This window comes from Chryseobacterium sp. KMC2, assembly GCF_016756935.1.
GTDB classification, from domain to species: Bacteria; Bacteroidota; Bacteroidia; order Flavobacteriales; family Weeksellaceae; genus Chryseobacterium; species Chryseobacterium rhizosphaerae.
The window spans coordinates 1-21,580 of the sequence record NZ_JAESIT010000028.1; the positions used below are offsets into that span (position 1 = coordinate 1).

General features: G+C 36.0%; 16 protein-coding genes. 6 read left to right on the forward strand and 10 right to left on the reverse strand.

Going from position 1 to position 21,580, the window contains the following annotated elements; genetic code table 11:
• The first annotated feature begins 1,267 nt into the window (after positions 1-1,267).
• Positions 1,268-4,135 carry a M16 family metallopeptidase gene (locus JML65_RS21940; protein WP_202272210.1) on the forward strand — a complete coding sequence of 956 codons (2,868 nt, stop codon included), beginning with the start codon at positions 1,268-1,270 and terminating at the stop codon, positions 4,133-4,135.
• A 50-nt stretch (positions 4,136-4,185) separates the two neighbouring features.
• On the opposite strand, the gene JML65_RS21945 is transcribed toward JML65_RS21940, so the two are convergent.
• Positions 4,186-4,986, reverse strand: a complete 801-nt coding sequence (locus tag JML65_RS21945; RefSeq protein ID WP_202272212.1) for a hypothetical protein — start codon at positions 4,984-4,986, stop codon at positions 4,186-4,188.
• 173 nt (positions 4,987-5,159) lie between these two features.
• On the reverse strand, positions 5,160-7,298 hold the full coding sequence (locus JML65_RS21950) for a S46 family peptidase (RefSeq protein ID WP_115921051.1): 2,139 nt from the start codon (positions 7,296-7,298) through the stop codon (positions 5,160-5,162).
• Between the two features lie 357 nt (positions 7,299-7,655).
• Between JML65_RS21950 and JML65_RS21955 the strand changes: the two genes are divergently transcribed.
• Positions 7,656-8,144 (forward strand): copper resistance protein NlpE, encoded by a 489-nt coding sequence (locus JML65_RS21955; RefSeq protein ID WP_228450440.1) that lies wholly within the window; start codon positions 7,656-7,658, stop codon positions 8,142-8,144.
• A gap of 29 nt (positions 8,145-8,173) precedes the next feature.
• Here the strand turns inward: JML65_RS21955 and JML65_RS21960 are convergent, their stop codons facing one another.
• On the reverse strand, positions 8,174-8,821 hold the full coding sequence (locus JML65_RS21960; RefSeq protein ID WP_202272214.1) for an MgtC/SapB family protein: 648 nt from the start codon (positions 8,819-8,821) through the stop codon (positions 8,174-8,176).
• Between the two features lie 149 nt (positions 8,822-8,970).
• Between JML65_RS21960 and JML65_RS21965 the strand changes: the two genes are divergently transcribed.
• The 4 genes from JML65_RS21965 to JML65_RS21980 all read left to right on the forward strand — a co-directional run bounded on the left by JML65_RS21965 (position 8,971) and on the right by JML65_RS21980 (position 11,781).
• The gene (locus JML65_RS21965; RefSeq protein ID WP_047495112.1) at positions 8,971-9,528 is read left to right on the forward strand and encodes a YdeI/OmpD-associated family protein; all 558 of its coding nucleotides are present in this window, start codon (positions 8,971-8,973) and stop codon (positions 9,526-9,528) included.
• Positions 9,529-9,553: 25 nt separating this feature from the next.
• A complete protein-coding gene (locus JML65_RS21970; RefSeq protein WP_047495114.1) occupies positions 9,554-9,952 on the forward strand; it encodes an immunity 22 family protein in 399 nt (132 codons plus the stop codon).
• Positions 9,953-9,982: 30 nt separating this feature from the next.
• Positions 9,983-10,609 (forward strand): hypothetical protein, encoded by a 627-nt coding sequence (locus JML65_RS21975; RefSeq protein WP_202272216.1) that lies wholly within the window; start codon positions 9,983-9,985, stop codon positions 10,607-10,609.
• A 584-nt stretch (positions 10,610-11,193) separates the two neighbouring features.
• Positions 11,194-11,781, forward strand: a complete 588-nt coding sequence (locus JML65_RS21980) for a zinc ribbon domain-containing protein (protein WP_202272218.1) — start codon at positions 11,194-11,196, stop codon at positions 11,779-11,781.
• 56 nt (positions 11,782-11,837) lie between these two features.
• On the opposite strand, the gene polA is transcribed toward JML65_RS21980, so the two are convergent.
• The 7 genes from polA to JML65_RS22015 form a co-directional block, all read right to left on the reverse strand.
• A complete protein-coding gene (gene polA, locus JML65_RS21985; protein ID WP_202272220.1) occupies positions 11,838-14,672 on the reverse strand; it encodes a DNA polymerase I in 2,835 nt (944 codons plus the stop codon).
• Between the two features lie 183 nt (positions 14,673-14,855).
• Positions 14,856-15,287 carry a hypothetical protein gene (locus JML65_RS21990; RefSeq protein WP_202272222.1) on the reverse strand — a complete coding sequence of 144 codons (432 nt, stop codon included), beginning with the start codon at positions 15,285-15,287 and terminating at the stop codon, positions 14,856-14,858.
• Positions 15,288-15,460: 173 nt separating this feature from the next.
• Entirely contained in the window at positions 15,461-15,868 is a 408-nt protein-coding gene (gene tssD / locus JML65_RS21995) for a type VI secretion system tube protein TssD (protein ID WP_047382792.1), read from the reverse strand.
• 485 nt (positions 15,869-16,353) lie between these two features.
• Entirely contained in the window at positions 16,354-17,667 is a 1,314-nt protein-coding gene (locus JML65_RS22000; RefSeq protein WP_202272224.1) for a hypothetical protein, read from the reverse strand.
• A 12-nt stretch (positions 17,668-17,679) separates the two neighbouring features.
• Entirely contained in the window at positions 17,680-18,069 is a 390-nt protein-coding gene (locus JML65_RS22005; RefSeq protein WP_202272226.1) for a hypothetical protein, read from the reverse strand.
• 155 nt (positions 18,070-18,224) lie between these two features.
• Positions 18,225-19,277, reverse strand: a complete 1,053-nt coding sequence (locus JML65_RS22010; protein ID WP_202272228.1) for a LysM peptidoglycan-binding domain-containing protein — start codon at positions 19,275-19,277, stop codon at positions 18,225-18,227.
• Between the two features lie 4 nt (positions 19,278-19,281).
• Positions 19,282-21,447, reverse strand: a complete 2,166-nt coding sequence (locus JML65_RS22015; protein ID WP_202272230.1) for a type VI secretion system Vgr family protein — start codon at positions 21,445-21,447, stop codon at positions 19,282-19,284.
• Positions 21,448-21,580 lie beyond the last annotated feature (133 nt).

Consider the following 21,580-nt stretch of genomic DNA (forward strand, 5'->3'; position numbering starts at 1 on the left):
GTTCATCCTGAGCCAGGATCAAACTCTCCATTGTATGTTTGTCTGACTCACTCAAAGTTTTGACGCTTTAGTTTTTCCTTACTTGGTTGTTATATTGTATGTCAATGATCTTTATATCTTTCGCTTTATAATGAAGCACTCTTCTCTGTCAGTGGCGCTTCATATTTGCGAGTGCAAAAGTAAAACTTTATTTCTAATTGACCAAATGTTTTTTGAAGAAAATTTAAAGTTTATTTTGTAACCTTAACTCCTTCTCTAAACCCTCAATCTATCTACTCCTGCGCTCCCATATTGGGACTGCAAAGATACAAATCTTTTTCACTTTCGCAACTTTTATTTTTAAAAAGTTTTGATCACGTTTTTTAGAATTATTATCTTATAAAGTATATCGTTTCTGCTTATCTAAAAGCTCTTCTGCGCTTACTGAGTATCTTTCGTTTTTCAGTGGGGCAAAGGTAAGCCAACTTACCTATACCAAACAAGTTTATTTAACTTTAAATTTACAATTATGTAATATTTAAATCTAACATACTGGATCGCAGGGTTAAAAATTTTAAACAAATGTTTGAAGCAACACATTGGAGCGTGGGAGGGAGCTTAGATGATAAGTGATAAGTGATGAGTGATGGAAGTTATACATATATATAATAGGGTATTCTTTTATAGGATAGATTATCTCAATTATGTTTGGGCTAAAGCTAAGGGAGAGACTGATTTTATTTGAGCGGGCTAAAGCCCAATCCTATTGAATATGCATTTCCAAAAAGAATTGATTGGCAGCTGGCTATTGGCTGCTAGCGACTGATGGCTGGCTATATTGACTATTGACTACCAGTTATTCATCAGCCTATATTTATAATCTATATCTACTCCCCTAGCCCCGATAGAAACGGATACCCCACAGCACAGGCCGGAAAGCGCAAGGATTACAGCCCTGGAAAGCCTTGGCGCGAGGAGTATGAGTGGATAGCGGGAAAAAGCTACTGATGAGTTTGAAAGTTGGAGGGTTGGAGAGTCTGAGAGTTGGTGGGTTCTAGAGGTTGGGAGTTGAGAGAATGGTATGAAGCTGTATATTATGATATAGTGGGCTATTGGTATACTCTACTATCCCCTGCTGTATATTTATAATAGGTTATATACTTTTACTCTTATTCACCTTTTCAACTACAATAATAGATGTAATAGTCATAAAAAAGGGGAAACATTTTTTTTGATTGCTTACATTTGTAGTACATTCTGAATTTTAAAGAATGAAATGAGTTTATCTATGATTGACAAGAAATATAAGGAAACAGTTCATACTGATACCAACCTCTACGAATATACTACGGTAACCCACGATGAAAATAAGGTAAGAATCTACATGCTGAAGAATGGTTTAAAGGTTTTCCTTGCCCAAAACTTTGATGCACCAAGAATTCAGACTTTCATTCCGGTAAGAACGGGAAGTAATAATGATCCGGCAGACAATACAGGGTTGGCTCATTATCTTGAGCACATGATGTTTAAAGGGACTTCTAAGATCGGAACTCAGGACTGGAAAAAGGAAAAAGAACTTATCGATCAGATTTCAGAACTTTATGAAGCCCATAAAGCAGAGCAGGATGCTGAAAAAAAGAAGGAGATCTATAAAAAAATAGACCAAATTTCTCAGGAAGCCAGTCAATATGCTATCGCGAATGAGTATGATAAAGCTATTTCATCTTTGGGTGCAAGCGGAACCAACGCCCATACCTGGTTTGATGAAACGGTCTATAAAAATAATATCCCCAACAACGAGCTTGAAAAATGGCTAAAAATAGAGAAGGAAAGGTTTTCTGAAATCGTATTACGCCTTTTCCATACAGAGCTGGAATCTGTGTATGAAGAATTCAACAGAGCACAGGATAATGATTCCAGATTGGTGAACTATGAATTGATGGATGCTTTGTTTCCTACCCACCCTAACGGGCAACAAACTACTTTAGGTAAGCCGGAACATTTAAAAAATCCTTCTATGGAAGCGATTCATAAATATTTTGATGAATATTATGTTCCTAATAATTATGCAATGGTATTGGTGGGAGATTTTGATTTTGATGAAACAATCCAGCTAATTGATCAGTATTTTGGGACTATTCCTTATAGAGAGCTTCCTAAAAAAACTCCGGTTATAGAAAAACCCATCACTGAGATTGTTACCAAAACGGTAAAAAGCCCCACTACCCCAAGGGTTCAGATGGCCTGGAGAACTGATAGCTATGGTACAAGAGAGGCTATGCTTGCTGATATTGTAGCTAACATCCTTAGCAACAGAGGGGAGGCCGGTTTATTGGATCTCCATATTAATCAGACTCAAAAAATGCTTTGGGCACAGGCTTTTTCTGTAGGATTAAAACAATATGGCTATTTTTCTATTGTAGCTGTTCCCAAGGAAACACAGACGCTGGATGAAGCGAAGGAAATGGTACTGGAAGAAATTGAACTGATCAAAAAGGGAGATTTCCCCGACTGGATGCTTCCTGCCATTATAAACGATTTCAAACTTCAAAGAATGAAGGGGCTTGAAACTGCGGAAGGCCTGGCCACGAATCTTTATGACACGTATATAAAAGGAAGAACCTGGGAACAGGAACTGAATGAAATGGATGAATATTCCAGTTTCACCAAGGAAGATGTCATGAATTTTGCCCTTACATTCTTCAAAAACAACTATGTTGTTGTCTATAAAGAAAAAGGGATCAATGACAAATTGGTACGGGTAGAAAATCCGGGAATTACTCCTGTTAAAATCAACCGTGATGCACAATCTGAATTTCTACAAGAGATTTTAGCTGATCAGCCTGAAGATATAAAACCTGAATTCATCGATTACCAAAAAGAAATCGCTACTGATCACGTTCAGGGTAAAAGGCTGAGTTTCGTTAAAAACAACTATAATGATATTGCCCAGGTACATTTCATTTTCCCTTTCGGTAGCGATAACGACAGGGATCTGGGAATTTCAACCCAATTCCTGCAGTATGTGGGAACTCATAAGTTTTCTCCTGAAGATTTAAAGAAAGAATTTTTTAAAATAGGAGTCAGTAATGATTTTAAGACAACCAATAATCAGCTGTTGATTACGTTAAGCGGATTGGAAGAAAATATTGAAAAAGGGATCGGTCTTTTACAGCACTGGATGTATGAAGTAAAACCTGATCAGGAAATTTATACTCAATTTGTAGGTACTATCCTGGAAAACCGTGAGGCTGTAAAGAAGGATAAAAACCGAATTATGACCGCCTTAACCACCTACACCAAACTTGGTCATACTTCCCGCTTTCTAGATGTTATCTCTAAAGAGGAGCTTGAAAGCAGTAAAGCAGAAGTATTTACTGACCGTATGAAGAATCTGTTCAAATATCCATATCAGATTTTTTTCTATGGAAAAGATTTTGAAAATTTCAAAGGATATATTGGAAAGTATACGGAGGCTGAAAGTCTTCAGATTCCTGCACCTAAACTTTATCCTGAGCCTGCTACAGGGGGAAGTGTATTTTTCATCAATTATGACATGGTTCAGATGGAAATGAGTAAGGCAGGAAAGGGAAATCCCGTCAATCCATCCAATTTTGGGAAAGTTAATGTCTTCAATGAGTATTTTGGAAGGGGATTATCCTCGATTGTTTTCCAGGAAATCCGTGAAAGTAAGAGTCTTGCTTATTCTGCATATGTTTCTTATAGTGCCAATTCGGAACTGCATCATCCTGATTATGTTACTACTTATATTGGTACTCAGCCAGACAAGCTGATGATTGCTGTGGATACGATGAATGACCTGATGAATGAGCTTCCGGAAGTTTCCACTCAATTTGAAAATGCAAAGAATGCAGCTTTAAAACAAATCGCTTCAACGAGGGTGACGAGGACTAATATATTTTTCAATACGCTAAGACTGAAAAAACTGAATATTAGTCATGATTTCAGAAAAGACATCTATGAACAGATCCAGGTGCTGAAGTTTGAGGATATCAAACAGTTTTATCAGACAGACATCAAACCGGTACATTTTAATACGGCTATTATCGGTAAAAAAGAAAACCTTAATATGGAAGCCGTAAGTAAAATGGGAACTTTTACAGAAGTAAGTTTACAAGATATTTTTGGACATTAATATCTCCTTTATACTTAATAAAAAAGAACGGAAATATTTCCGTTCTTTTTTTATTGATATTTAGCAAAAGATTTTTTCACAATCTCTTCGGCATTCTTTTCTACATTTTGATAGGAATAGAACCCATAAATTGTATCAAAACTGATTTCTCCAAATCGTTTTTCAATTCTTTTAATTTCATTCTGCGGGAGAGGAATTCTGTTCGGATAGCTTCTCATGGTAGCAAAGTGCTTCATGGATGGGGATAAATACATTGTATCTCCAATTAAAAGCGTTCCTTTTTCACTCATCCAGGGAATTTCAATAACAGAACTACCATCAAAATGTCCACCTATATTATGAAGTATTATCTGATTCCAAAGCTTCATATGATCTCCCTTCCAGTATTCTACAGAGTTTCCGCCATTCACCACCCATTCTTTATCTTTTTCGTGGATATAGATTTTACAGGTAAAGGTTTCTGCCCACATTTTCATAATCGAGTAATAGTGAGGGTGAGAAATTGCAATCGCTTTTAATCCTCCTTTTGATTTAATAAATTCTATCACCCCTTCATCCAGTAATGGGATACAATCCCATAGTATATTTCCATCTTCTGAAATGACAAAAAGAGCACGCTGGCCAATGGAAAACCGAGGGTTTACCACAAATTCATAAAGATTATCATTGATTTTCTTTATTTCTACACTGTGCTTTTCTAAAAGCTTTTCGTGGCTCGTCCAGGATTGTCCACTTTGTGGTACCGCCTGTCTTTCATCTTCACATATAATACAGGTATTATCCGTATGACTTTCCGGATATTGTGTACCACATTCTGTACACATTTTAAGTTTATTATCGTTCCCGTTCATAAGATTTTTTTATTTAAAATTACATAGATATAATGTATTGTAATTCACTTTATTCATAGAATTAACCTATATATAAAATCTTAAATTTTTCTTCCTAATTAGAAGGTTACGACATCTTTATACATAAAAAAACCTATTTAATTTTTGATTAAATAGGTTCTTATCATTATTGTTTATTTGATTACTTTCATTTCATCAACAAGCCATTTGGAATCGGCAAATTTTTCGATGATGAACAGTATATATTTTGTATCCACCATAATGTTTCTGCTGAAACGGGGATCATAATTGATATCACTCATTGTGCCTTCCCATTGTCTGTCAAAGTTAAGACCAACCAGGTTTCCGTTAGCATCCAGCGCAGGACTTCCTGAATTCCCTCCGGTGGTATGGTTTGTTGCTGTAAATCCAACAGGAACATCACCGGTCTTATCTTTATAGATTCCAAAATCTTTCTTGTTATAAAGATCGATCAGTTTTTTAGGAACATCAAATTCATAATCTCCCGGAACATACTTTTCCATTACCCCAGCCAAGTGTGTCTGATATCCGTAAGAAACGGCATCTCTTGGTGCAGAGCCTTTTACTTTTCCGTACGTTACACGAAGAGTGGAATTGGCATCCGGAAAGAATTTTCTCTCCTTATCTGTTTCCATCTGTTGTGCCATAAACTTCTTCTGTAAAGCATCAATCTTAGCCTGAAGCGAAGTATATTGCGGATCAGCAGTTTTCATGTAAGTCTCTTTCATAGAAACATACAATTGATAAACAGGATCTTTCTTTAAAGTTCTGATCAGTTTATCCTGATTAGAGAATCCTTTTTCAATATCAGCAGTTAGTGCTGCTCCGTTTACCGCTGTTCTTCCCGTGATGATAGAGTTTTTAGACATCTCTTCCACTACAGGGATGTTTGCGTTTTCGTCTTTAAATTTATTAAATCCTGCCGGTAAAAACTGTGGTGCTGTTTTGTTAGCATATAAAGCCAATAACTTTGCCGTTACCCTGGAATCAAGTTCTGCACTGTAGTCTTTATAGAAAGAGGATAATTTTGTTTTTAATTTTGCAAGTTCCTTTTCATCCATTCTCCCCGCTTCTACAGCGGTTACAAAGTCATAATAGTCACCTGCAAGCTTCAATGTCTCAGCATTTTTTACAACTTCAGTATAATAGGCATTGTTTAATGCGTAAGGAGCCTGATCATTGTAAAATTTGTTCAGTTGATCTAAAGTGGATTTGATCTCAGGGTTTTTAGCAACCAGAGAACCTTCATACATCACTTTCTTTTCTACGGCATTGGATTTTTTCAATCCTTCTACTTCACCGATCCATTTTTTCCAATAATTGGCTACTGATGCATATTTTGAAGCATATTTAATACGTGTTTCACTATCGACACGCATTTTTTCGTCCAATGTTTTTAAAGCCACATCACGTACAGCAATTCTTGCAGGATCAATATCCTTCATGATCTTCTCCACAGCTACTGCAGGAAGATATTCTGTAGTTTTTCCCGGGAATCCGAATACAAAAGTGAAGTCATTTTCATTTTTGTCTTTTATAGAAACCGGTAAATAATGCTTGGGAACATAAGGAACGTTATCTTTTGAAAACTCTGCAGGCTTGTTGTTTTTGTCTGCATAGATTCTGAACATAGAGAAATCTCCGGTATGTCTCGGCCAAACCCAGTTATCTGTATCACTACCAAATTTTCCTATGCTTTGTGGTGGAGCCCCTACAAGACGGATATCCTTATAGGTCTCGATGGTATATGCATAATACTTATTTCCATAGTACATTGGCTTTACCAGGATCGATTGGTATGATTCAATTTTCTGAGAGTTTTTGTAAACCTCAATATTGTTATTGATCTTTTTAGTAAGCTCAGGCTCAGTAAGGTTATCTGTACCTTCCAACACCTGGTATGTCACTTCTTTTATATCTACAATGAAGTCTACTTTTACACCTGGATTTGGTAATTCACCAGTCATATTTTTAGCCCAGAAACCATTTGAAAGAAGGTCATTCTGAACTGTAGAATGTGCCTGAATCTGCCCATAACCACAGTGGTGATTAGTAAGCAACAGCCCTTTAGGCGAAATGATTTCTGCGGTACATCCACCGTTAAACTGTACTACTGCATCTTTAATACTCGGCTTCTGAGGGTTGAAAATGTCTTTGGCAGAAATCTTCATTCCCAAATCCTTCATTTCCTTCTCATTCAGTTCTGTAGGAATCCACATTCCTCCATATTGTTGTGCAAATGCCATTGCAGCCGGCAAAAGAAATACGGATAAAAGTATCTTTTTTGTCATAATCAAAATTTTGCCCGAATTTACGAAGAAAAATACGAACAGGCTTCATAAAACGGGGGTAAAGTTGGAATGGCTGTTTTTAGGAGATGGAGACATTAGATTTCAGAGGGCAGATTTTAGCGTTTTTAGATTGAGATAGAACTATAGTATTGAATATCGCGGTGTCAATAGTGAATTTTTTACTCCGCCAAGTCCATGGTGAATAATGGTTCAGGTTTACAGGGAATTCCCTATCATCTAACTAAACTACGAAAGCCCAATCTGGAACTCATTCTCACCGGCTCTCCCACTTTATATGGCTCGGTTTTTGTTCGTTAGTAGTCAGTTTAAAATTAAAAAATATTTAGATTAATTATTATGATGAAAAACAAAATGTTTATCCTGGGATTCGGTGCAGCTTTATTTCTTGCTTCTTGCTCAAAAAAAGAGACAACAGCTGAAACAATAGGTTCTACAACAGATTCTGCCAGTGTTCAGACACCTTCTACAGACAGTATTTCAAAAGCCACTCCTACTGCTGCGGGGGATACTTCTGAAAACTCATTGGATTGGAATGGTACTTATGAGGCTGTTGTACCGTGTGCAGACTGTCCCGGTATCAAGACTTCTTTAACGTTGAATAATGACAAAACATTCAGTATCAGTGAGGAATATCTTGACCGAAATTCAAAGAATCAGGATAAAGGATCTTTTGAATGGGATACCACAGGAAGCATCATCACACTGAAAGGTAAAACAGCCAATTATAAATATAAAGTGGGCGAAAACATACTTATCCAACTGGATATGGACGGAAAAGAAATTGACGGTCCTAATAAAGATTTATATATCTTCAAGAAAAAATAAAGGCTCAGGCCTTTATTTTTTTTTATGTATCAAAACTGATAAGCTATGATTTTCTCATCATCCATCAGGCACCTGATAACTTCTTCATGATGGTTATTTTTTCCTGTAAGTCTCCATGTAACGGATAAATTCCCTTGTGTATACTGTTGTTTGATCATCATATATTTCAGATGATGTTCTTTGAAAATAGTCTCACAGTGTTTTATATTTTCGGAACTCGTTACTGCAATCTTATACTCTCTGATCTTATGATAATTATCGATAAAGGTCTGAAGATAGGTAAGAGAACTCAAAATCAAGAGAACAAGCACTGTTCCTAACAGTGAAAAATAGACATATCCTGATCCTACCGCCATTCCTATTGAGGCCGTAGCCCAAATTGTTGTGGCAGTGGTGATCCCATCGATCTTGTTATCACCTTTAAAAATAACCCCGGCTCCCAGAAACCCAATTCCTGTAATAATATTGGCTGCAAGGCGGTCCGGATTGGCAACTCCTATTTTAATGGAAAGAATGGTGAACAAACAGGATCCGAAACAGACTAAAATAAATGTACGAAGTCCTGCCGACTTATTGCGGTATTCACGTTCAGCACCAATCAGCAATCCAAGGATAACTGAAATAAAAATCAGTACGAGTTCGTTTTTAACGGTATAATGGTCCTGAAGAAATTCCATTTACAAAAAAATTAAGTGTAGAATAAAATTACGACAAAAAAATTTACGGAACTATTTTTGACTCCCTACTTTATCAGATTAGTAAAAGTTCTGTTTTAACGGAAAACTTTTGTAATATTACAGTCTCAATATGAAAGCCCAATTATAGTATGAGCCCTACTTTTTTTGCCACAAAAGAAGAATTCAGAGAATGGTTGGAAAAACACCATACCGAAGAAAAAGAGCTGTTAACAGGATTCTATAAAACCGGAAGCGGAAAACCTTCTATGAGCTGGTCTGAATCTGTAGATCAGGCTTTGTGTTTTGGCTGGATCGATGGCGTAAGAAAGTCTATAGACCACGAAAGTTATTCTATACGGTTTACCCCAAGAAAATCCGGGAGTATCTGGAGTCTTATCAATATCAAAAAGGTAGAAGAACTCTCTAAGGCAGGCCTTATGACCCCATCAGGCCAACAGGCATTTGCTCTTAGAAAAGAAGAAAAATCCGGTATTTATTCCCATGAAAACGAGAATATACCACTGGCTCCTGTTTATAAAGATCAGTTTATGGCTCATGCAACCGCTTGGGATTTTTTTGAAGCTCAACCTCCTTCTTATAAAAAGGTAATCATTCATTGGATTATGAGTGCAAAACAGGAAAAGACAAGGCTTTCAAGATTGGAAAAAGCGATTGACAAAAGTGGTCAATTAAAAAGATTAGAATAAAATTACAATACAAAAAAAATAATTTATGGATAAGGAAACTTCTCACTTCTGGCTGGGATATTTTAAAAATGAAGAAGACTTTTATGACTTTGTAGAAGAGGATGAAAATTTTTATATAGAAGAGGAAACTGATGATCAATATGTTTCAAAATTTGCAGAATCACAGAATATAAAATGGTTTGATGATGATTTTATAGAATATGGTTTTGAGAATGAAAATCTGGGGATCTATGAAAAGTTTTCAGAATATTCGTATGCAGATCAATGGCTTCCTATACTGGAAAGCAAGCTTAATGAACTTAGCCTGGACACTCCCGTAAACGCTATTATCTTTGCCAGCAGATTTGTGATCCCTAACCCTGTTTCTGTAGAGCAGGATGATAACAAGCTGTATTATATTGGTGAGATTGAGTTTGACGTTTAAATTACAACATAGGTTTTCACATCATTTCTTATGAACAGGAAATTCATATTTATTAATATCATCTTGATTCTGCTCATTATAGCGGTGTATATTTTTGAATATTATATAGAGAATTATCCGATGATGTTTAACCTCATCAATAGTATTAAAGAATGCGGAATAGAATACCTGGCTGTAATACTAAGTGTTACAGCTTTGGTTTCTTACCTGATAAGCAGCCTGGATATTAAAGGTTTAAGTTTCAAAACTAAATTCTTAAGAATCCTTCCGATGGTCAATTTTCCGGTTCTGGCATTTTTCGTTTATTTATCAATCAATGGATGGGCAGAAAAACAAAGAAAAGTCTCAGCAATAGAAAATAGGTATTCCCAACAGGCTGCCGAAGATATTAAAAATGATCTGGTTACTATACAATTTGGCGGAGGGTTTCCATTATTGTTACATGACCGTGCAACGCTCAATAAAATTGACGGTATTCGGAAAAGGTATGGAGTAAGATATATCAATACCGGCTGTGTGATTGATGGTTTTGAAACTACAGGCCAGGAAAAATATTCAGAAATAGTATATCCCCATCTTAACAGGAGGAATGGTAAAGGATGGGAGGACAGAATGCAGAAAGAGATTGATCATGTAGAGAAAAATTCCCACCCTTAAAGCCATCCGGCTCATAACCCTATCTATTTTGAACAACACACCCTATTCTAAAACCCAAAGATTATTTTCTTTTATAAAGAGGTTTTCCACCAGTATAGCTATCATCTTCACGAGCACTTATTTGCAGATTTACTGGTCTATGGGACAGTTTTCCGACCATACCTCAAGTAGTTGTCTGGAGTGCAGTCTTTTTGAAGATAATATTTACATGTCTGCTGTTACAAGTGTATTCTTATCGGCTATTTTCCTTTTATTTTCCTTTGTAAAAAAAACGTTCATTAAGGCAGCTATTGAGTTTCTATTATTAATAAGTCTGTGGACCTTCTGGAACTACAGCATTTTTGTGGATAGAGAATCTTCCTGGAGTACATATGACTTTAAATCAGAACTTCATTATACACTATCTCTTTCCTTTTTGCCGGTTATTATTCTTGGATGTATCTGCATTTTAGTATTACATTATAAAGAAATAAAAGCCAGATGGATAGTTTATAAAAAACATAAACTTTAATTATCAAAGTACGGCAAACCGTAAATAATTTTCAAATGTTCAAAATATTTTTGTACATGAAAAAATTATAATTATGTCATTAACTAAATGTCCTCAATGTCAAAAAGACATAAATTCCAGTGCTCTTTTTTGTCCTCAATGTGGCTATTCAATCAAAACTGATCCCAAACAAAAAAGCTCAGATATTCTCCCCCCTCAAACTCCTAAAAAACAAAATAACGGATGTGGTATTGCTTTGTTATTTATAGGGATATTGCTTATAATATTTTTAATTAAAACATGTTCTGAAACAGAAGATCATTCTAATTCTACAAGTGAAACAGTTAGCCAATTCTCTAAAGAGGACAGTATTAAAAATAAAGCAAAAATTGACAGCATAGATCAACAACAAAAAATTGAAAATGAAAAATTCTTAAAAACCAAAGCCGGGAAAATTCATAAAAAACATCCTGAATGGTCAAAAGAAGACTGCATTAAAATTTCTGAACATAAAATTTGGATTGGAATGCATTACGATATGCTGGTATATATAAGAGGCAGACCGAATAACATAAATACTTCAAATTATGGAGATGGTCCTAACTATCAGGCTTGTTGGTATGATTATGATCCGTCTTGTTTTTATTTTGACGAAAGCCAAATTATTACCTCTTATAATTAAAAAGGTGAGCTGCTATCAGCTCACCTTTTTAATTATTTATTAGAATGGAACGTCTATTAATGCGCTTCCAGCCAGTTATCTCCGACTCCAATTTCCACCAATAAAGGAACCTGTGTTTTTAAAGCATTTTCCATTTCTTTTTTTATCAGTTTTGAAGCCGCTTCTACTTCATCTGTAGGGGTTTCAAATACCAATTCATCATGTACCTGAAGCAGCATCTTTGTTTTTAGCTGCTGTTCTTCAAGCTCTCTGTCTATTTTGATCATAGCAATTTTTACAATATCTGCTGCACTTCCCTGAACAGGAGCATTCACGGCATTTCTTTCAGCATGTCCTCTTACAACAAAATTGTTGGAATTGATATCTTTTAAATGGCGTTTTCGTCCCAGAATCGTTTCTACATATCCCATTTCACGGGCTTTATTCACCTGTTCTGCCATGTATTTCTTCAGCTTAGGATAGGTTTCAAAATAAGCTTCGATCATCTGCTTAGCTTCTGTACGGGACAATCCGGTCTGTTCTGCTAAAGCAAAAGCTCCCTGTCCGTAAATGATTCCAAAGTTTACCGTTTTTGCCTGGCTTCTCTGTACTTTGGAAACTTCTTCCAATGGAATTTTAAATAGTTTCGCTGCTGTGGAAGCATGAATATCTTCTCCGTCCTGGAAAGCTTTGATCATATTATCCTCTCCGGAAATTTCAGCAATAAGACGAAGTTCAATCTGTGAATAATCGGCTGAGATTATTTTCTTTCCTTCTCCTGAAACAAAAGCCCCACGAATCTGCTGTCCTCTTAATGTTCGGATCGGAATATTCTGCAGGTTAGGATTCACACTCGCCAAACGACCTGTAGCCGCTGTAGTCTGTGAGAAATTGGTATGTACCCTGTTATCTTCTTTCTCAATCTGTGAAGGAAGAGCATCTACATAGGTAGATTTTAATTTCTGATAGGTTCTGTATTCCAGGATATGTTTGATGATTTCGTGTTTTGAAACCAGCTTTTGAAGTACATCTTCTGAGGTGGCATACTGTCCTGTTTTTGTTTTTTTGGCTTTAGGATCAAGCTGCATTTTCTCAAAAAGGATTTCCCCCAGCTGTTTGGGTGAATTCATATTGAATTCTTCTCCTGAAAGTTCAAAGATGGTCCTTTCAAGCTGCTTCAGGTCATTTTCAAGGTCAATACTTTCCTGTGCCAGCCACTTTTCATCCAAAGAAATTCCGGACAGTTCCATTTTTGCCAACACTTCCATCAAAGGCATTTCAATGGTATAGAAAAGTTCTTCTAAATTTTCTTTTTTCAGCTGCGGCGCAAACAGTTCATACAGCTGAAAGGTAACATCAGCATCTTCTGCCGCATAATCTGTCTGTGTTCTAAGATCAGCATCTCTGAAAGTTCCCTGATTTTTACCTTTTTTTCCGATAATAGTTTCAATAGAAACCGGTTTATAGTTCAGATACACTTCTGAAAGATAGTCCATACCATGTCTTCCATCCGGATTCAACAGGTAATGGGCAATCATTGTATCAAACACAGCACCTTGAACGGTGATGTCGTATTGTTTTAATATTTTATAATCGAACTTTAAGTTGTGAGCAATTTTCAGCAGATCTTCTTTCTCAAAAAACGGTCTGAAAATCTCCAGAGTCTGCAATACTTCTCCTCTATCTTCAGACAAAGGAATATAATAAGCCAGGCCTTTTTTATAAGAAAAACTCATTCCTACCAGCTCTGCCTCCAGTTCATTTAATGAAGTGGTCTCTGTATCAAAACAAACGGCTTCCTGCTTCAATAAATTATTAACTAATGCCTTTTGAGCTTTTGGGTTATCTACAAACTGATAAAGATGGTCATTCTGCTCAATAGTTGATTTTGTAGAAGTAGCCTGATCCAGTTCTTCAAAATTAGCAAAAAGGTCTAGCTGCATTGCCTGTCCTTTTATTTCAGTACCTGTCGGAGTTTGCTTTACTTCAACTTCACTTACCACTACAGTTTCTGCAGCGGCAGGCGCAAAAGCTCTGTATAGATTTTCATAAAGTCTTCTGAACTCAATTTCTTCAAAAACTTCTTTTACTTTTTCAAAATCCGGGGTTTCCAGGTCATACTGTTCCTGGTGGAACTCTACTGGAGCATCACAGATAATAGTAGCTAGCTTTTTAGATAAAATTCCCCGCTCTGCAGAGGCTTCTATCTTTTCTTTTAGTTTTCCCTTCAGTTTATCGGTATTGGCCAATAAGGTTTCAATATTTCCGAATTCTTTCAGGAACTTCATCGCTGTTTTTTCTCCTACTCCTTCCAGTCCCGGGATATTATCTACAGCATCACCCATCATAGCAAGGAAATCGATAACCTGTTTAGGGTCTTCAATTTCATATTTTGCCTTTACCTCATCTACTCCCAGAATTTCTATATCTCCACCCTTTAAACCGGGCTTATAAATTTTAATTTTGTCTGTCACCAGCTGTGCAAAGTCTTTATCCGGTGTTACCATAAAAGTGGTATAGCCTTCTTTTTCTGCTTTACAGGCGATAGTTCCTATTACATCATCCGCTTCGTAACCCTCTACTCCCAAGATCGGAATATGCATCGCTTCCAAAATCCTGTGAATGTATGGAACAGCAATTTTGATGGCTTCAGGAGTCTCACTTCTGTTGGCTTTATAATCTGCAAAATCATCAGTTCTTACGCTTGCCCTTCCTACATCAAAAACTACAGCCAGGTGGCTTGGCTTTTCTCTTCTGATCAATTCAATCAAAGAGTTTGTAAAACCAAAGATGGCAGAAGTATCCAATCCTTTGCTCGTCAATCTCGGATTTCTGATCAATGCGTAATATCCTCTGAAAATCATCGCATAAGCATCGATGAGAAATAGCCTTTTATCTTGTGTTGCGTCCATATTATCTATAATGAACAAATATATGAAAATAGGAACAAAATTCGAGATATGAGTTGTAAGCTTCGGGGTGTGAATTTTTGGTCTCTTTTTTTTAATTTAAAATAAAAGCTATCATTATTGACTTCTATTCCTGAACTCGTAACCTGCATTTCGCACCTCACATCTTGCGTTCCCTTAAAAATTTTAGCAATCGTGGTTTTCGTAATTCAGCTGCTCCATTTTGTTTTGGTATGATTCCAGCTCTTTACTGCTTACTGTCGCTTTTTTCAGCTGTACAGGAATTTGTTTTTTACCATCCGGGCTTATCCAGGTACCATTCATCTGATCGCCTTCTTTTTTTAAGATCATCAGACCCGTAAAGCCTTCCTCAACCATAGCAAACTGTTGTTTCACTCCTTCGGTAACATTAAGTTCTAACCAGTTGCTTACTTTTTCATAGCGGTACATCCCGTTATAATATGGATCACCGCCACATCCATTTTCTACAGATTGCAGAAACAGTGTTACCGGCATTTTCCCATTAACAGTACCTTTATATAAAGTGGAGCTGTTCTGAGCCTGTAAAGTCATAAAGCTCATGGTGAAAGTTAACATCAATAGAAGTTTTCTGAACATTTTATTTTTTTTAATAATTAAAATTAATGGAAAGCACAATGTCATAAAAGGTTTATAACACTTGCAGTATTGAAATACAATTTGATGGCAAAAGTAAAAAATTCCTTTAAAACCATAAAAAAACAGCGTACTCAATGAGTACACTGTTCTGTATTATTTTGTTGGTATACGGCTTATTTACCTGGCCATAATCCTGCATATTGAGAAGTACCGTAGTCGATTGTTTCAGCGCTTACTACGAAGCTGATCAACATACTGTTGCTGTCTACTGCATCGAAGTCTACTTCGTGCTGAATTACATATCCGTTTTCCCAGTTTAAAGTAATCAATGTTCCTTCTTCGTGAGATTTGTTGAATGTAATTTCTCCTTTAGTTGGCTTGTACTTTCCGTTCAATAAACTTTCAAGGATATCAGACTTTTCAGTAGCCTCTACTGTAACTTTGATTAGGGCATTAGAAGGATCTGATGCTACACGTCCAGATACATCGGTAGATCTTGATACACTGTAGTTCATTTTTAATAATTTTTGTCCTTCGCCTCCGTTGAATTTTAAGATTCCTCTTGAATTTCTTTCTGCCATGATTTGTAAATTTTAATCGTTAGTAATAAATTGTTATTCAATAATTATATAACAAAGATAAAGCCCCTGGTTTTGAAAAAAAAGCTTTTGATAAGAAATCTGAAATTTTGTAGTAGTTCTACGATTTCATGTCGTAATTCTACGACAATAGAGTTAAGCGACATCACAATCGCTTATTAATAAATAATTTAACTGTAATTAAAAAACAGCAATAAAATATCCATTAATACACTTTTATGGGAAATATTTTAATATAAAGACTCAATTATTACGATTTAAACATCATTCTGATTGAAGTCTTTTTTGTACATATTGGGATATAGATAAGATCTGAGAAAGCCCCTATCAAATGACAAAATATTTTCAAATACGCATCTTTTCTTTTCCTAGTTGCCATTGTAAAATCTGAAAAGTGACATGTCTACGGAATTATAGAGGTGAATAGATTTTTTATCGGTATTGGGGAAAATCTACATGCTTTATAGTTATCCATAATTAGCTACAATATTAATCCCGTTACCGGCATCTTCAGCCATTGCATTGGCTAAAGCTTTTCTGGAATCTTCTGAAAAGCCTGTGGCAATAAATGGGAAGAAGAACCCAATAAAGCCACCTCCTTTTACGCCAAGCTTCCCTATGTTCTTAATGTTTTGAAGTTTTAAAGCCGGTAATTCTTTCGCTAAATTGGGTAGATTTCGGGGACGCACTCTTCCTAATCCATCTTTTGCTGTCTGTACAAGTGATTCAGAATATTTTCCGTTTCGAATGTTCTCCACGATTGCTTTTCCTTCCGGTGTTTTCCATACTTCACGAGAGTTTACCCCTTCCAGTGCTGATAAATCCTTGGATAAAGCTGTTCCTTGTTTTATTTCTATAAGATTCTTCTGCCAATCCTGAACGTACCACTTTCCATTAAAAAATATAGGTGTCTTTCCATCTCTGCTCGCCAGTCCTCCTTTTTCATTAAGTTCCAAAATATCCGGGCTGGCAAGATCAGAAGGTGTTATCCCCACTAAACTCTCTGGCACATCTTTTAGGTATCCTGGTATTCTACTATTTTCATCAACTTCATTATTCATATCCTGATAATGGGTATTATCTTGTAATGAGCCACCTCTAATCCATTCCCTTTCCCAATAGGTACCTTCATTCATAGCCACCATCGTTCCTCCCATCCATAGTAAAGTTTTTGCTATTCCCATTTCTGCTCCGGCAATAACAATTCCGGCTCCTCCAAAGAAGGAAGCAAAAGCATTCAGTCCTATTTCTTTATTATTATTGGATTTAATTTGCTCAGCATATTTTTTTGCTATTGCATAACTAAAAATTGGACTTAAAAGTCCTCCTGCATCACATACCAATATAGAATTTTGAGTAATGGCTTTTTGCTTGTCAAATGTTACTTTTTCATGTTCGATTTTCCAAGTTCCTTTCTCCAGAGATCCAGTACATAAGTGATTTATTTTTGTACCATGATAAATAGCTGCTCCTGCACACAAGAGCACCCCTGCTCCTACTGCTAATGCTGCCCACCCAATAGGTCCTGATAAGACTAAAAGAGCACCTACAATAAGTCCTGCGCCAAAACAAATAAACCCCCACATTGCATTTTTAGGGCTTTTACAGGGAAATTCCTTATCTCTTATATTTTTATCTGCAACGGTAAGCAATGGCCTTGTTGTATCCGTTCCATAAAATACAGTTGGAGCATTTCTTGTATCAATAAATTGTCTGGGCTCTGCATCTGTTTGAAATGTACAAACAGCATAAACGTCTTTAGGTATATATGAAGCATTCATAATTTTATATTTTTATTTTGTGGAATACCAATAAATATTTTGAAATTTTTCCTTTTTTATTTTTGAAAAATGCAATTCTTTTTGTGCATGCTTTAAAAATTTCTTTAAACTTTCTCCTTTTTCTGTTTCATATTTGTTTTTATATTCAACATCATTAAGATAAATTTTAGAATCATTCATCAAACAAAATTTGAAATATATCTTGGAATTTTGTAACGAAGGTGCTTTGCTCTCATAATCATAGGCATAAAATCCTTTAATATCAGACTTAAAATATTTTTCGGTTGGTTGCTTTCCTTTTTGTATAAAAAGATAGTTATCATCAAACCAAATTTTAACCTGAACTGAAAAAGCCTTTAAAATTAAATAGCAACTTCCAAAATAGAAAAGTGTAAAAAACATTACAAAAGACAGCCTGAACATCCCTTTAAATAACAGATAATATAAAGCTCCGTAGAAAATCATACATGGGATAATCACAAGTAGTGTCTTTGCTACATGGTATGGCAAAACATTCTTAAATATAAAACCTCGGTTCTCAATCATAATAAAGATTTCTAATAATCAATTTGCTTTAAATCAAATTGTGTAATAAATTGATAATTATTTTTCACTTCTTCTTTCATCAGTGCAGAAGCATTTACAATGGTTCCCGTTTTTTTATCTACCATTCTTCTGATGCGGTAATCATAATTATATTCTGTAAAACCATATTCTATAACAGGTTTATAGAATTTGTCGTATTGATTTTCTAAAACAGAATTATCAATTTTATCTTTTAAAAGGGTCCCTACTGTTCTATATTCTACAAAATAATCATCTTCTTTTATAATACTGTGCTGCAGTTCCAGTTCAATCGGAATATTAACAAATATCTGGGAGATAAATTTTAAAATATCATTTTTTTCTCTTTTTTTATGGGCATCATAATCATTAAACAATACATGATATAAGAGTGACTTGTCATAGGTCTTTCTAAGATTGATCTCATTTTCAAACTCTAATCCGCCTCCTTTAATGATATCTTCTGCTGCTTTTGAATTGATATTTTCCACCTGTCTGTAAAATTCTGAAGCGGCCAATTTGGGTTTAAAATTTTCCCATTTTTCTTTAATCTCAGAAAAATTAACTACTTCCTTGATTGTATTATCGTTATTTAAATCCAGTACAACATTTTCTTTATCAAACTCAAGTTCCTTTACTGCCTCGATAGCCAGAGCCATATTTTCAGGATTTATTTTATACAGGTATTCTTTAAGTTTTACCTTAGCTCTTGTGTGGGCTGCATTTTTTTCAACAGTATATTCTTTCTTCGTATTACAATGAAATGATATTCTATCTTCTAATTTTGTAGTATTAAACTGCTCGCATCTATACCTAGCTTTTAAAGGGAAGTTTTTATCTTCTATAATTTTACTTATTTCTTCCTTAGTTTTTTTTTCCAGAAGCAAACTCTGCAGATGAATCGGCAGTTTTTCTCCAATGATAAAATTTGTTGTTCCACAATATAAATTATGGAAATTAATAAGTTCTTGAATAGATATACCTTGCTTATCTGCAATAGATTCTAAGGTATCCCCTTTTTTAATATCGTATTTTATAAACTCCATCCTATTAATTAATATCAACCTGACCTCCGGTAATCTTCGTATTTCCTTTAAAATTAGCCGTAGCATTTCCTGCTTTAATATCTACTTCGCTACTGGTAATCGAGATTTTAGTTCCTGTAATGACGATCTCACTGCTTCCTACTTTGAGGGTTATTTTATCAATTCCGGTGAGATCGATCACTCCGGCATTATCCATTGTAAAAACACTTTTTCCTTTTCCTACTTCTACTTTATGGGTGTTCCCTACATCTGCGATATGATCACAACCTACTTCCAGCTTTTTATTATTGCCAATTTTATCTGTTTTATCATTACCAACAGTCTTAGTACTATCATTATTAGCATTATGCACTACATTACCGGCTCCGTCAAAAAACATATTGGCTCCGCCCTGATCTTTTAGGTTCATTGATCCGGCCCCATTGTCGTACTTCAGTTCGGCTCCACTTCTTCCACTAAAGCTCATTACATTATTTCCTGCTCCACCACCTGCTCCGATACCTCCATGAAACATTCCTCCCATAACGAATGGACGGTCAGGGTGCTGATGTACAAAATTGATGATCACCTGGTCTCCCACTTCAGGAATTGACATGAAGCCCCGGTTTTTATTTACCTTATCACTGCTTCCGGCATCTGGAGACATGACACGGATAAATTCTGTAGTATCAGGACCATTCTGCCAGTCAAACTGTACCTTAACCCGTCCCTGGTTTAAAGGGTCTGCATTGGAAGTTACTTTTGCAAACTGGGCTTCGGCTCTTGGGGCTTCAAATTCCGGACGGGGAATAAATCCTGTATCAGCAGCAATGGCCTCAAATTTACCGTCATAATACCCCCTTGCATCTACTTCATGAGTAACTTCAAGGATCATTAATTTGGTAAAGTAGGACGTTTCATTGCTTCCGGATTTACGCATTTCAATATCTGCGGGACATCCCGGATATAAGAACGGAACTGTTGTGGTTCCTGAAGTAATGAAAACTTCGGAAGCCTTACTTCCTGCCGTTCCTTTCTGAGAAGCATCAATATCCATAAAAGATGTAGCCTTTATAGGAGCTACTCTCAAAGAAGGTGTTGTAAATGTTTTTTCTGATATTTCGTAAGCACGCCGTGCAATATCTGAAGTATGGTTTATTTTTGAATTTCCGGTAATCAGTTTTTCATTTTTGCTGCTGTTGTACCCATAAAATGTTGGGTTGACATGCTGTGCTTTCATTTTGATAGCGATATCACTTACACTGCTGCCATAAGTAAGTTTTACGGGTTTTTCCTGTGGTGGAAGTTTTCCAAAATGCAGAACTTCACCATCATAATAAAACTGTTCACCATAAGCTTCAGCCATTCTGGCAAGATAATTATAATGGGTCTCTTCATACTGAGAGCTATAGGAAACGTTTCCATGCTGGGCATCTACCCGGAAATCGAATTTATTCTGTCCCAGCCCTTCTCTGATCACCTGGTCTGCAATACTGTTCAGGCTGACTGGCTGGCCTCCTCCAAAGCTCTGGATGTGAGGTGCAGCATCTAAGAGAACTGTAGGACTATAGCCCTTAAGAACAATATTTCCCAGACTTCCTTTTTCCTGGCTGAAGCCTACCTCTGTAATGACTCCTACAAAGTTACGTTCAGCTCCTTTTTCAATATCCTTATATTTGAAGACTACTGTAATTCTTTTTCCCAGAAAATTCTGAGCTTCTTCTAAATTGTGGTTTTCAGCATTTCCAAGGGTGTCATGAGCCAGTGTTAAACTGAATTCATGATGTTTAGCGGCACTTTGAACCAGCTTGAAATGCTTAAAATGTTTGATCATCTGACCTTCAACAACCACATCCAGCTTTACCACACGGTTTATACCGGAGATAAAGCTTTCAGCAATAGCCAGAGCATTATGTATTTTTGAAGTGGGCTGCTTTGCCCATACTTTGTTTTCAATGATGGAAGGTTTATTAGAAACCAGAGCCTGATTCATAAACATATCTGCGCCCTGTACAGCGCTTAAGCTTTGCTGCCCTGCTCTTGCTGCTTTCTTTACTTTTTCACCCGCTTTTTTTAATTTTCCTTCTGCCTGTTGGGTAGTTTTTTCCTTTACTGTGTTTTTCAACTTGCCGACATCTGCTTTTTTCGCATTTTGCCCCTCTAGTTTAATTGATTGATCATCCTGAAACATAGTGTCTTGTGTTTTAATTAAAAAATTATTGAATAAACTACTGCTGTACAGAACATGGAATCAAAAGTAGCAGAGCAAATAATACTCTTTTCGAAAAAATGATTCCTGATGTCCTTCTTAGTGCTTATAATGG